This is a genomic window from Kosakonia cowanii JCM 10956 = DSM 18146 (genome assembly GCF_001975225.1).
GTDB lineage: Bacteria > Pseudomonadota > Gammaproteobacteria > Enterobacterales > Enterobacteriaceae > Kosakonia > Kosakonia cowanii.
Window position 1 is genome coordinate 3771610 of record NZ_CP019445.1, and the last position, 12489, is coordinate 3784098.

11 protein-coding genes are annotated in these 12489 nt (G+C 59.6%); 4 read left to right on the forward strand and 7 right to left on the reverse strand.

Going from position 1 to position 12489, the window contains the following annotated elements:
- Positions 1-2: 2 nt before the first annotated feature.
- Genes sctR through sctU form a run of 4 tightly spaced genes read left to right on the forward strand, consistent with a single transcriptional unit; the run spans position 3 to position 2821 of the window.
- Positions 3-656, forward strand: a complete 654-nt coding sequence (gene sctR, locus BWI95_RS17865; protein ID WP_076769954.1) for a type III secretion system export apparatus subunit SctR — start codon at positions 3-5, stop codon at positions 654-656.
- 7 nt (positions 657-663) lie between these two features.
- Positions 664-924 carry a type III secretion system export apparatus subunit SctS gene (gene sctS, locus BWI95_RS17870; RefSeq protein ID WP_023478855.1) on the forward strand — a complete coding sequence of 87 codons (261 nt, stop codon included), beginning with the start codon at positions 664-666 and terminating at the stop codon, positions 922-924.
- Entirely contained in the window at positions 924-1739 is an 816-nt protein-coding gene (sctT, locus tag BWI95_RS17875; RefSeq protein WP_076769955.1) for a type III secretion system export apparatus subunit SctT, read from the forward strand. The genes sctS and sctT overlap by 1 nt, the downstream gene beginning before the upstream one ends.
- The gene (gene sctU, locus BWI95_RS17880; protein ID WP_076769956.1) at positions 1736-2821 is read left to right on the forward strand and encodes a type III secretion system export apparatus subunit SctU; all 1086 of its coding nucleotides are present in this window, start codon (positions 1736-1738) and stop codon (positions 2819-2821) included. Before sctT ends, sctU begins: the two co-directional genes overlap by 4 nt.
- An 18-nt stretch (positions 2822-2839) precedes the next feature.
- Here the strand turns inward: sctU and BWI95_RS17885 are convergent, their stop codons facing one another.
- The 7 genes from BWI95_RS17885 to BWI95_RS17915 form a co-directional block, all read right to left on the reverse strand.
- A complete protein-coding gene (locus BWI95_RS17885) occupies positions 2840-3253 on the reverse strand; it encodes a type III secretion system chaperone (protein WP_076769957.1) in 414 nt (137 codons plus the stop codon).
- 31 nt (positions 3254-3284) lie between these two features.
- Positions 3285-8678 carry an AvrE-family type 3 secretion system effector gene (locus tag BWI95_RS17890; RefSeq protein ID WP_076769958.1) on the reverse strand — a complete coding sequence of 1798 codons (5394 nt, stop codon included), beginning with the start codon at positions 8676-8678 and terminating at the stop codon, positions 3285-3287.
- Positions 8679-8740: 62 nt separating this feature from the next.
- Complete coding sequence (gene hrpT / locus BWI95_RS17895; protein WP_023478744.1) at positions 8741-8926, reverse strand: HrpT family type III secretion system protein; 186 nt, start codon at positions 8924-8926, stop codon at positions 8741-8743.
- A gap of 19 nt (positions 8927-8945) precedes the next feature.
- A complete protein-coding gene (gene sctC, locus BWI95_RS17900; RefSeq protein ID WP_083699416.1) occupies positions 8946-10991 on the reverse strand; it encodes a type III secretion system outer membrane ring subunit SctC in 2046 nt (681 codons plus the stop codon).
- A gap of 24 nt (positions 10992-11015) precedes the next feature.
- Positions 11016-11243: a hrpF family protein gene (locus tag BWI95_RS17905; RefSeq protein ID WP_023478821.1), complete on the reverse strand. Its 228-nt coding sequence runs from the start codon at positions 11241-11243 to the stop codon at positions 11016-11018.
- A gap of 76 nt (positions 11244-11319) precedes the next feature.
- Positions 11320-11916: a type III secretion system stator protein SctL gene (gene sctL, locus BWI95_RS17910; protein ID WP_054804481.1), complete on the reverse strand. Its 597-nt coding sequence runs from the start codon at positions 11914-11916 to the stop codon at positions 11320-11322.
- Positions 11903-12484 carry a serine kinase gene (locus BWI95_RS17915; RefSeq protein WP_076770333.1) on the reverse strand — a complete coding sequence of 194 codons (582 nt, stop codon included), beginning with the start codon at positions 12482-12484 and terminating at the stop codon, positions 11903-11905. Before BWI95_RS17915 ends, sctL begins: the two co-directional genes overlap by 14 nt.
- Positions 12485-12489 lie beyond the last annotated feature (5 nt).

A 12489-nucleotide genomic window follows, 5' to 3' on the forward strand; every position in this document is an offset into this window, starting at 1 on the left:
CGATGGAGATGGGGCCGCTAAACCCAATTATGCTGGCGCTGTTTCTCGGTGCGCTGGCGCTGCTGCCGATGATGCTCATTATCTGCACCAGCTTTTTGAAAATCACCATGGTGCTGCAATTGACGCGCAACGCGATGGGCGTACAGCAGGTACCACCAACCATGGCGCTTAACGGCATCGCGCTGGCGGCAACGCTCTTTATTATGGCACCGGTGTTTAGCGATATGACCGACCGGCTGAAAGCGATCCCGGTCGATTTCAGCAGTATGGAGCGGCTGGAATACACCACCGCTAACGGTATCGAACCGCTGAAAACGTTTATGCGCAAAAATACCGACCCGGACATCGTTATCCATCTGCAGGAAAATGCCCAGCGTATGTGGCCTAAGAGAATGGCTGATTCGGTCACCCCGGAGAATATGCTGCTTATTATCCCGGCATTCGTGCTGTCGGAGCTGCAAAACGGTTTCAAAATCGGCTTTCTGATCTTCATCCCTTTTATTGTCGTGGACCTGATCGTCTCCAATATCCTGCTGGCGCTCGGGATGCAGATGGTCTCGCCGATGACCGTGTCGCTGCCGCTGAAAATCCTGCTGTTTGTGCTCATCAGCGGCTGGACGCGGCTGCTCGACGGTCTGTTCTACAGCTATTTATGAGGCCCGCATGGATATTCTGACGCTGTTTCGCCAGGGGTTACTGCTGGTGGTTATTCTCTCCGCGCCGCCGCTGCTGGTGGCAGTGATCTCCGGGGTGATCATTTCGCTGGTGCAGGCCGCGATGCAGTTGCAGGATCAAACCCTACCGTTTTGCATCAAGCTGATGGCGGTCGGCCTGACGCTGGCGCTCACCGGGCGCTGGGTCGGTGTTGAGCTGATGGAGCTGGCGCAGGCGGCGTTTGCCATGATGTCAACGGTCGGCTCCTGATGCTGATAGGTTACCCGCTTACCGACACCTTCAATGGGATCCTCGCGCTATCCCTTGGTATGGCGCGCATCTTCCCCTGCCTGCTACTAACGCCGATATTCTCCTTTAGCGTCATCAAAGGGCTGCTGCGCACCGCGATTGCCGTGGCGCTGGCGCTATTTATCGCGCCGGGTATTAAAGAGCAGATTGATCTGCTTGAGCCGACGATGATGACGCTGGCAGGTCTGGTGCTGAAAGAGTTGTTGATAGGCACTATGCTCGGGTTGCTGCTGGCGCTGCCTTTCTGGCTCTATGAGTCTGTCGGTGCATTATTCGATAACCAGCGCGGCGCATTGATGGGTGGGCAGATCAACCCCCAACTGGGACCGGATGTGACGCCGCTCGGCAAGTTAATGCAGCAGGTGCTGATATTGCTGCTGGTGACCGGGCTGGGATTATCAACCATCACCCAGGTGATCTGGGACAGCTACCATCTGTGGTCCGCTACCCAGTGGATGCCGTTTCCCAAAGAGGCAGGTTTTCACGTCTGGCTGACGCTGGTGGGGAAAGTCTTCAGCGATATGGTGCTCTACGCCGGGCCGCCGGTGGCGCTGATGCTGCTGCTCGATTTTGCCATCGGGATTATGAGCCTCTATAGCCCGCAGCTCCAGGCGACGGCGCTGACGATCCCGCTGAAATGCCTGCTCGGCATGCTCTTTTTTATCCTCTATCTGCCGCTGCTGGACCATCTGGGAAATGCGCGGCTGTATGAACTGCGCGATCTTATCCATATCCTGCCGCAGATCTTCACCCCTTCCGCCGGGAGCGCGCCATGAGCGAAAAAACCGAAGACGCCACACCGCAAAAACTGAAAGAGTCGCGCAAAAAAGGCCAGGTCAGCCAGAGCCAGGATATCCCTAAGCTGCTTATCTCTATCGGCATCCTTGAGACCATTTTTGCCATGGTCGACTCGAGTATGCAGCGGTTGCAGGCAATGATGCTGCTGCCGTTATCCCGCCTGCGCGACCCGTTTGATCATGCGCTGGAAGAGGTAATAAGTGACAGCGTCACCGTTATGCTGGTGCTGGTCGGTCTCGCCTGCGCCATTGCTATGCTGCTGCGCGTGGTGGGCGGCTGGGTGCAGTTCGGCCCGCTCTTCTCCAGCGAAGCGCTGGCACCGAAACTGGATGCGCTTAACCCGGTTAATCACCTGAAGAATATGTTTTCCGCCCGTCAGTTTACCCAGCTTCTGACCAGCATCGTTAAAGCGGTGGTGATAGGCCTGGTAGTATGGCAAGCGATCCTGCCGGACCTCGGCGGCCTTGCTCAGCTGGCGCTTGGCGATCTCAATGGTTTCTGGCAAGGGGTAATGGCGCTGTTTATGAAGGTGTCGCGCCGGGTGCTGATGGTAATGCTGGTGATAAGCCTCTTCGATTTTGGTATTCAGCGCTACTTCTTCCTGAAACAGCAGCGTATGAGCCATGAAGATCTGAAAAACGAGTTCAAGCAGAGCGAAGGCGATCCGCATATGAAAGGCCACCGCCGCCAGGTGGCGCAGGAGATCCTGAATGAAGAGCCGGTTCCCGCGCGCGAGATCAACGTCGAAGAAGCGGATGTGCTGCTGGTTAACCCGACCCATTTCGCCGTCGGCCTCTACTACCGCCCGGATGAAACGCCGCTGCCGCGTCTGCTTTTTAAGGCGTGTGATGAAGAGGCGCGGGTATTGATTGAAGAGGCGCAGCGTAAAAAGAGACCGGTGATCCGCTTTATCTGGCTGACCCGCACGCTGTGGCGCACTACCCGCGAAGGTGCCTATATCCCGCGCGAAACGTTAAATGCCGTGGCCCACGTCTATCGCCTGCTGCGGGAGCTGGAAGATCACTACCTGGATGAGGTGATTGAGATCCGCGAAGAGTAGTGCGCGGATCTGTGCTTATCAGGCAGCCACAATCTCTGGCAGTAACGCCCGCGCTTCCCGGGCTTGCTGCATAAAGGCGAGCATTAACGTGCTAAAGGTAGCCGGGGTTAAAGCGGCCAGCGGTTGTTGGTAGCAGAGCCGCACCTGCTCCTCTTCATCCAGCGCCAGCCAGCAGCCGCGCATCGCATGCATCTCGAAGTTGAGCTTCATTAACAGCCGCCAGGTGGTGAGTTGCTCTGCAAGCTGGGTGGCGGCAAAGAGCTGGCAATGGAGCAGTAGCGTATCGCTTCCCGGCGGCAGCTCCAGCACTACCGCCTCCTGGCCCTGCTCATCCTGCAATGCGCAAACGCCATTGACCAGCGTCAGAGAGATGCCCTGGCGGCGGCCAAAATCATCCAGAAGCCCTTGTAGCTGTCGTTGCTGCGTCATCATAAACTCCTGTAAAAGTAAGGTGTAACGCGGGTTACAGCCGCCCGCGCTTCTCCTGAATTTCGGCATTCGTCAGCGCATCTACCAGCGCCTGGCTGGCGTGGGCGATTTCGCCCTCAAGGGTAAAGGCGAGAGGTGAAAGTTGGTTTGCACCATAGTTAAAGTTAATTTTCCCGAGGTTACGAGTGACGCTGACGCTGGCGGCGCTACTGCTTCCGGCGACAAACAGCGGGATGGAGATGCCCTCTTGTTTGCTGTCGGTTTCGCTAAAAGCAATCGATTTGACCCGCAGGCAGTGCCGATCGCGCAGCAGCGCTGCGACCTCCTCCGGCTGGGTTTCATGACGCAGCCACATTTGCTGAAGCGCATAGCGCCGCTCATCGTGTAGCTCAAGGGTCACTACCGCCTGGGTGTTGCGGTTTTTTTGCAGCTCGCGGATCGCCTCTTTAAGCAGCGGCTTCTCCTCCATAAAACGGCTGATTGCCTCGGCGGCACTCTCCGGCAGTTCGCTGGCAAACAGGCTATGCACCACATGCATCAGGTTATTGCTGTCGACTTTGCGCAGATTGTTATAAGTGCTCTGATACTCGGCACTGTTGAGCTGATGGCAGTGCAGCCCATGCGCCTGGCGTTGCAAATCCAGCGCCCGGGCGCTGTTAATCACGCCGTACTGGCCATTGTTGGCAGGCGTTAGCGCCAGCAGATGGGTCAGCAGTTTATCGAGCTTATTGGCCGTTGCCTGCGGTTCATCCTGCATAAAGGTGCTGAACGTGTCGCTCTTCTCTTTTGTCTTTGCCGCACCGTCCTCTTTGTTCAACGTCTCAAGCGTGTTGCGTTCGGTTTTAGAAAGCGGACGTAAGGTGCCTGCGTGCGCCTTGCGTGCGCTCAGGCTCGCTTTTTGCAGCGCGTTTAGCCCGGCCGAAAGCTCGCTTTTCGCTTTCTCCGGCGGTTTGTCGGCATCCTTTATCTCCTGCAACAGCTTATTGGTTTGTGGGTCGTCAAAGTTGCTGCCTGCCTGCTCTATCAGCTTCTCCAGCTGGCGCGGGTGAACCGGCTCAGCCCGGGCAATATCGATGCTCATACTGTGTTTAGTGCGGTTATCGATGCTGGCCTGAATGGTGGTGCTGTTGACGCCAAACAGCGGGATGCGCAGGTTCGACGCCGGCCTGGCGGTGATGCCCACCCCGCCATTAAGGCCGATCCCGGCGCTGGCGGTGTTAAACATTCGCAGGCGGTTATCGCTGCGGCCCAGCGTGCTGCCCGTCGCGCCGTGTGCGGTGGAGCGCTCACGTTGCGCATTGAGGATATTCGCCCCCAGTTGCGCCATACCGCCAGCGCGCACCGTGGCGCGGTTTTTCTTGCCGTCACCGCCACCGACAGGAAAGCGCAGAGCGCCGCCAGCCATCGCCATCGCCGTGGCGTCAACATTAAAATTAAGCGTGGTGCCCTGCTTCACTTTATGGCTGACGCCCTTCTCCAGCAGCTCGCCGGGGTTGAGTTCTCCGCCGGTAAGCTGCGCGATAAAGGGTTGAAGCTCCGCTTCGCTCAGCGTAAAGCTGACGCTGTTTTGCAACTGGCGCTGCATGGCGATGGCCACCAGACCACCGAGCCGCACCGAGGGGGCGATGCTGCGGTTGCCGCCAGGCTCCTTGTTGCTGCTCTCGGCAAGCTGGCTTAACGGGTTCCAGCCTACGGCACCAAATACCGTGCCGGTGCCGCCGCCGTTACGGCTAAAGGTGACATTAATCCCCCCATCATTCCGGGAGAAGCTGGCGCTGTAGGCGCGATCGAGGTTGCCGCGCACGCCCGGAATACCGATCACCTCCCCGCCGGGGATCACCGACAGGGTCACCATGCCGCCATAGTTACGCCCAAAGGCAAAGTTCTCCCCCGGCTCCAGCGCTTTGAGCGTATTAAGAAGTTGCGCTGCCATCTGCTGCTGGTCGGGGGTTTTCAGCACCGTGCGGGTGGTCATATTCAGGCCGTGGTGCGGCTTACTCAGCGCATTAATAAAGGATTTGATGGCGTCATAGCAGGCTTCCAGCTGGCTATTATTTAGAAAACCCTGACTGGTGGCTTTCTGCACCAGGTTTTCACCATACTCCTCGTCACGCAAAAAACGCACCCGCTCTTTAATCGCCGCAACCTGCGCCGGGCTGGCCTGCGGGTTAGCGTTACAGTCAGCCATCTGATCCACTACCTCGTGCAGCGCGGACATCATCAATCCATCAAGGATCAGGCGGGATTTCACCAGCCCCATCTCATCATGGGGATCGCGCATGCGCCCCATCGGCGGTTGCGCTTTCTGATGCCGGGCCACCACGCCGTGCGCCTGCAAGTGGCTGACCGGTGTGCTGCTGCCCTCGCGCAGCGGATAGCGCCGGTAGACCGCATCCAGCCGTTTCAGCAGATTCTCGTCATCACTGTAGGGGTTGAGCGCCTGGGTGGCCGCCTTGATCCGCGAGGGGCTAAACTCCTCTTTTTCACGCCCGTCCCCGCGTAACGCGCCCATATGCTGCCCGAGCAGCGTGCCGTGGTGCTGCACGCTGTCAGCAACCGTGTCGATAAGGTTTTGCAGATGGCCGATAAACTGCCGGTCAAAGTGGCGGGTATCGAGCGCGGCGAGCCGCGCCGCTAAACTCTCCTGCGCCGTCGCGCCAGGGGCTGCCTGTAAGGTTTTAAGCCGCTGATAGAGCTGCGCCTGTTGCGCATAGAGCGGACGCAGCCCGTCACGCCCCTGCCAGTTGTGGCGCGTGGCGTACCAGGCGGTTTTCAGGGGTCTTGGCGTCGTCAGCCGGGTATTGATCAAGTGTGCGCCAAGCCGGTCGCGCAGGCGGCTGTTGACATGGTTACCATCACGTCCGGTCATTCCGGCGATGCTGGTCTCATACTTCAGGGTCATGCCGCGAATGTTGACACTTTTCGAGGCTTCATCCAGCCGCTCCATCGCTTTTAGCGGCTCCTGCCGGGGCATGCTGACGGGCAGTGCGGTCGGGTCAAACTCACCCTGTACTTGCCAGCTCGCCTCCAGAGCGTTTGGCGGCTGATTTGCGCCCTCTTGCTGCTCGTTCGTACTTTCCTGCGGCATACCGGGCAACTGCAAAATCGCGCTGCGCCCGCCTCTGTCCGCCACCATCAGCGCGCCGCTGGAACTGTTATGCAACCGCTCTAATGGCCCGAGGTCGGGGGGCAGCGTCACCGGTTGCCAGCGCGCATCCGGGCGGCTCCCGGGGGATGCGCGCCACTCCGCTTCCGGCATCGTCCATAGCCTGCCCTGTGAGTCGAGAACATAGAGGTTACGCTTCTGATCGGTGGTGATATCGGTAAGGGTGTTGCCCTCGCCGTTCGCAGGCAGCGTCGCCCGGGTGTGCGGCAGCCAGTTGGCGATCCCCGCTTTCGTCAGGGTCTGCATCATCTTATGCGCCTGCCGGGTTCCGGCCTGCGTGCGGTGATATTGCAGGGTGTTGGTTTCGCTGATCGCCGCACAGTGCTCGCCATCCAGCGGCGCAATGGCACGCGCTTTATTATGCTCATCGAACCCCGGCAGCGGCAGCTCGACGCTCAGGCTGGCCTTTAACTGCCGCAGGGCGAAACGGTGGTGCGCACCGTCAATCTTGTCGCTCTTCTGGCTTATCTTAACGCGCGAAGGCAGCCCGTCACGGATCACCCAGCCGCTGCCATCCTGCGCCCGCTTGATGCTATCCGCCTTCTCCTGGCTTGCCTCCCAGCGCCCGGCGTTTTTATCCCACGCATAGAGTTTGCCTTCATGCACCAGCAGTTGCCCGGCGCGGCCAAGGTCGATGCTCTCATAGGCTAAGGGGCGCGGCTGGAGTAAACCGTCGTGATGATCCAGCACCAGGCTCTCGCTAAGATTCCAGCGCGCCGCAAACTGCCCTTGCGCATTGCGCGCGCAGAGGTGTTTCTGGTCAGCACCGCTTTTCACCACCGCCATCAGCCCTCCCTCCTGATGGGAGAGCAGGCTGCTGAACATCACCCCTGCGCCCAGTTGCTCCAACAGCGCCGCCTGCTTCATATCAGGCTGCATAACAATCTCGCTGTCCTCCTGCCCTTGCGGTAATGCCGCGCGCCAGAGCACCCCTTCGCTGTCCAGCGCATAGAGATTATCGTTATGCAGCGCAACGCCGGTAGCGTGAAAAGCCTGCTTGTCGCCTTCCGCGTTCCCGGTTTTGAGGGTGATTTTCTGCTGTTGCTCCTTTTTAGCAGTGAGGGTGTTGAGCAACATTACCGACTGTTCAGCGGTTTTCTCATCGCTGAGGAGCAGCAGTGCAGAACCCTGCGCGCTGACGCAGTAGGCAGTGATTTTGCCAATTTTTGCCGACTTTTCGCCGCTGGAGAGATTATGCAGAGTCTTCTTATCGTAAATGGCATACAGCATGCCGTCAGGCTGCTTGCTTAACTTGCTATAGCTTTTCTCTTCATCTTTATCGATCTGCTCCCAGCGCATGGCGGCTTCGTTTAGCCGGTAAAGCCGCCCGTTGTGCTCGCGCAGTTGCTCTGAAACAGCCTCACCTGCCGGGCTACCGCCTGCTTCATCACCGCCGGTGATTTTGCGGTCGTGGCGAAAGATGCCGGTCATCAGCGCCTGGGTCGCCTCATCCGGTAGCGCTGCAAGCCGCTGCTGAGGGGTTTGATGCTGCCAGCCGGGCACCGGACGGCTGCTGGTCAGGCCGATAAACGCCACCGGCGATCCTTGTAGCGTAAAGAGCCTGCCGCCGGGATCCTGCAGGAGATGCTGGCAATTATCGTCACTGGCCTGGTGCGCCAGCCAGCGATGCTGTGGTCGGGCGAGGGTTTCGTTGAGCAGCGCGGTAAGAGGCTCCGACGCGCTGTCGAGGACGCTTAAGCTGCCGTTATCCGCAAGCGCAAGCCGGGCAAACTGCGGTTGCAGGCCGCCTCGCCGCGTGGCCGCGCTTTCTTCCCCCGCGCGGTAGGCCCGCTGTTGCTGGGTATTGCGCTGGCTCTCTTGCAGCGCGGCGTAGCGCTCCTCTTCAATGGGGGAAAGCAGATGGCGGCGGCGGGACGGCCGGGATTGCGGCTCGCGCATCGGGCGTAACGGCGGTTCGTCGGGCGCGGCTTCACTGTGGCGCCTGCTCGCTGCCACCGGTGCGCTGTTGTTAACATCCGGCGGGCAGGTGCTGTTCGACGCGCCGGGTATGGGTTGGGGGTGGCGCGTTTCCCGCAGGCGGTGGAGGCTCTGGCGCAGGTTTCCCATACGCTGGCGGGCTTCGGCTGCCTGCTGGCGCAGGGTCGGCGCGGCCTGGCTGGCCACCTCCTGATCCAGCGAGCCGCCCGCGGTCTGCTGCGGGCGGCGGGAAAACTGACGTAACGGAATAGCGTTACCGGTGCTGGCGTGCGACACAGATTGCGCCGCACGCAGGCTTCCCAGAAAAGGGAGGTGAATAGCCATGATGATCCTCGCTCAAATACGGCCCCGGCGATCGCCCGGGGTCTGAGACTGCCGAAACGGGGTTAGTTATCGACCGCTATCTGCGTGTAGTCGTTCGGGCCATTACGCAGTTGCGGTTGCCACCAGATGGTGAGCTTATGCAGATCGGACGACGGGCGGCAGCTTACGTCGTTACACCCGGCCTGTGGCCGCGCGCAGGCGCTCAGCATAAGCGCGGCGGCGGCAAGTAAGATCATTCGCAGTAACATGCTTTTTCCTTATCACTCATCAGAAGTTTTTTGCCGGTGCGCCGCCAGATGCCGAGAGCAGCGAAGCGCGCGACGGGCGTGCCGGAGCATTGCTGTCAAAGGCGACAAACACCTCCGCCGATCCTCCCGGCGGCAGTTCCCCGCGCGGCCAGACCGCCACCGCCAGCGTGCGATCGCTGCGGCAGACACTCTCATCAAACCGCTGCGTCTGACGGGTGTTATTGGTGATCACCCCAACGGTTATCTGCACGCTGCTGTTGCCATACCACTGATGGCGGCGGAAATCGCTCTGGAACGCGCCCGGAATACGGCATAAGGCCGATAGCGTCTGGCCGGTGCCGCCGCTGGTCATCCCCGTCGGCACACGGTTCAGCGCCAGGTCGCGCATCGCGCCTTCCACCATCCCGCGAATGTCGGTGTATTTATGCCGATTGCTCACCTCATCCATCGCGCTATTAAGCTGTTCGCGCGACTCGGCAGCGATATAGCGCGAGGGATCGACCTGGTCGCCAATCAAATGCGGCGTAATAATAAACAGCCGCTCACGCTGGGAGGTTTCGTAGCGCGTGGAGGTAAAGAGCTTGCCAATCAGCGGAATGCTGCCGAGGATCGGGATGCGTCGCTCGCGATCGCCCGTCTCTTTGGAGTGGAACCCGCCCAGTACCAGTGAGCGGCGCGCTTCCACCAGCGCCTGGGTGCTGACCGCTGCGTTATGGGTGCCTTGTGCGTCGCCATCGTCATCTTTGTTGAGCTTGCCATCTTCCACATCAACAATGAGCTGGATAGCCGATTTTTGTGAGGTGCTGATGGCGCGTGGCGTCACCCGCAGGCTGGTCCCGGCGGTAACAGACTGAATATCTGCCACCCGCTCGCCAATGGCGCGAATAAAGGCGGTGTCGCTGAAATCAATCACCGCAGGCTGATTCTCCAGCGTCAGAATGGTTGGGTTGGCGATAATCGTTGCCGTCCCTTCCCCCTCCATCGCTTCGATACTGGCAAAGAAGCGCTGGAAATCGGTGACAAACAGCGTGCTGGCACCGGAGAGCATATTGGCGCCGCTGGCGACACTGCCGAACTGACCGCCCAGGCTGCTGGAGAAGCGCTTCAGCGCGCTGCGGTCGATATCGACAATCACCGCATCGATCTCAATCAGCTTTTGCGGGACGTCAATAGAGTTAATTAACGCCTGGTAAGAGCCGCGGGTTTTCGGATCGTCTCGCACCAGCAGCAGGTTGTTACGCACATCCGCCGACACTTTCCCCGCCAGCTTGCTGACCGGCGCTTTTTTACGCCCGGAGACCGGCATATTGCGATTAATCAGCTCATTTAAAATCGTTTGCGACTGTTCACGGGATACCTGCTCATCATCCCCCTGGCCTGATGAGGTGCCACCGGCAGAGGCGTTGCTGGCCTGGCCCAGCAGTTCATTGAGAATGGTGGCTACCCCCGGCACCAGCAGCTCCTGATCGCGATAGCGAATAGTGCGATCCGCCACGGCCGCATAGCGCAGCGGGAATGCCATCATATCTTTACTCTCCTCGGCTTGCGGTTTGCTCTCCGATTTACGGGCAAATTCAGTTATCTGGTGTACATACTCCGGCGGCCCGGTCACCAGCACCACGCCCTCATCCGGCAGTTCGCCCCAGCCGAAGCGTGGCTCCAGCAGGCCAACGCCGCGCAGCGCCTCTTTCAGATCCGGCGCCGCTTCCGGAGAAATCTCAATACGCTGGGAGGTTTGCGCGGCCTGTGGGCTGACGTAGAGCGTGTTGTTGTAGACAAACCACTGAAAGCGATACTCAAGCGCCAGGCGATTAAGAAACGCTTCCGGGCTCTCTGCGCGCAGTTTACCGGTGACATTGCTGTCGCCCAGCGTGCCAAGATTGATCTCGACACCAAAGCTGGTGGCAAAATCTTCAAGAATAATGCTAAGCGGGGTGTTATCTGCCGAATAGGCATACGCACCGTTTTTCCACTCATCCGGCACACGGGCATTGGTGATGCCCATACTCAGCACCAGCAGGGTAATGGCCGCCAGCAGGCGGCCCGGAAAAGAAAACGTAAACACGCCTGACTCCTTGCTGACAGGGGCTTAGTTAATAGCGTCGATAATCGCTTTACGGATACCAAACTTAAACTGGGTATATTGCGAACTTGCCCAGCTGGCGTTGGACATATCCTGCAGCCGGTTCTGGAAAGCATACATATCCGCAAGACTGAAGGATTCGCCCGAGATATCGCGGGCAAACTGATAGGCTTCATGATGTTTGCGGGCGGAGTTGGAAGATAACTGACGCTGGAACAGATCGTTTGAACTCATGATGTTCACTCCTCTTGTTAGGCACCACTTTTAAGTGGTGCGGCAAGCGAAGCAGTTCCACACATTTTGCTTTTTTTTATGCCTCCTCTTCTGCAGGCGCGGGCGCGAGCTGCTGGCGCAGCGTTTGCCAGTCAACCATTAGCTCGCCCGCGTCGGTGATAAGCCGCAAATGATCTGGCGCAAGCATCGGGTCGGCGCACAGTGTCCAGCTCAGCTGCGGCTGCGCGGCGAGCCAGCCGTGGATCTCCTGCTCCTGCAGGCTTGCGCAATAGAGCGTCGCCTGCTGCTGACGTGGATGGTGACGCAACAGCTGTTTGAGCAGCGCATGAAAACGGCGCTCATCATCCACCTCATCAAGCAGGTGTTGCAGCGCCTCGTTGACAATCTTCCCGGCAAGCACCACCAGTTGCGCCTCTTCGGCTGCGCGCTGTTGCTGCCAGTCAGTAAGAAGTGTCTGCGCCTGCTGCCAGAACGCGGCTTCCCATTCGCGCTGGCAGGCCTCCCTTTCAGCTTGCGCCTCGGCGCGTGCCTGTTCGCGGATCGTCTGCGCATCTTTATGAGCTAACTCAATAATGGCAGCCGCTTCAAGCCCGAGCGCAATCTCCTCGCGGCGTAGCAAATTACCTGCTGGCGCGCTACCGTCCGGCAGGCGCAGGCTTTTAAGTTTCCACATCGCGCGTCGCTTCCGAATGTTGTTGCACCTGCCAGAGCGCCGCTTCCCATAAAGGACGCAGACGATGGAGAGGCAGTGAGAGCGCCGGTTCCACAGGCGCATCGCTTGCAGGAAAGAGCAGCCGCAGGCGCGGCCAGATGGCCGGGAATAACGCTTGCAGCAGGCAGAGGCTGTCGGCGCTGCCGCCGGCGGTGAACAGCCCGGCGGGCAGCCAGCACTCGGTGCGCATCCCTTTCGCCACACGCCGTAACCAGATCTTTAACTCAGCGGGTAGCGGCATGCCCCCGGCACAAATTTCTGCCACCAAAACCAGCAGTTGCGCGCGCTGCTCGCAGCTTAAGTCGCCGATCGCCAGCACCATCGGCTCTGGTTCCACCAGTTCGCCCTGTATCCCCAGCGTGCGCTGCCAGCACGCGGCATGCTGGCGCAGATAGTGCCTCTGCAAAGGGGCAGATAAGCGGGCCAGCGGCTGGGTACGCCAGCTTTCATCGGCCTGCAACCAAAAGTCAGCGTGCCACCAGCGTAGCCAGCGCAGGGCGAGTTGCTCGTCGGGCGCAGCGCTCTGCATATCCG

Coding starts and splice junctions, on each gene's coding strand:
- BWI95_RS17890 (WP_076769958.1), bottom strand. CDS start 8,678: ATGGCTATTCACCTCCCTTTTCTGGGAAGCCTGCGTGCGGCGCAATCT.
- sctL (WP_054804481.1), bottom strand. CDS start 11,916: ATGTGGAAACTTAAAAGCCTGCGCCTGCCGGACGGTAGCGCGCCAGCA.
- sctR (WP_076769954.1), top strand. CDS start 3: ATGGAGATGGGGCCGCTAAACCCAATTATGCTGGCGCTGTTTCTCGGT.
- sctU (WP_076769956.1), top strand. CDS start 1,736: ATGAGCGAAAAAACCGAAGACGCCACACCGCAAAAACTGAAAGAGTCG.
- hrpT (WP_023478744.1), bottom strand. CDS start 8,926: ATGTTACTGCGAATGATCTTACTTGCCGCCGCCGCGCTTATGCTGAGC.
- BWI95_RS17885 (WP_076769957.1), bottom strand. CDS start 3,253: ATGATGACGCAGCAACGACAGCTACAAGGGCTTCTGGATGATTTTGGC.
- BWI95_RS17905 (WP_023478821.1), bottom strand. CDS start 11,243: ATGAGTTCAAACGATCTGTTCCAGCGTCAGTTATCTTCCAACTCCGCC.
- sctT (WP_076769955.1), top strand. CDS start 924: ATGCTGATAGGTTACCCGCTTACCGACACCTTCAATGGGATCCTCGCG.
- sctS (WP_023478855.1), top strand. CDS start 664: ATGGATATTCTGACGCTGTTTCGCCAGGGGTTACTGCTGGTGGTTATT.
- BWI95_RS17915 (WP_076770333.1), bottom strand. CDS start 12,484: ATGCAGAGCGCTGCGCCCGACGAGCAACTCGCCCTGCGCTGGCTACGC.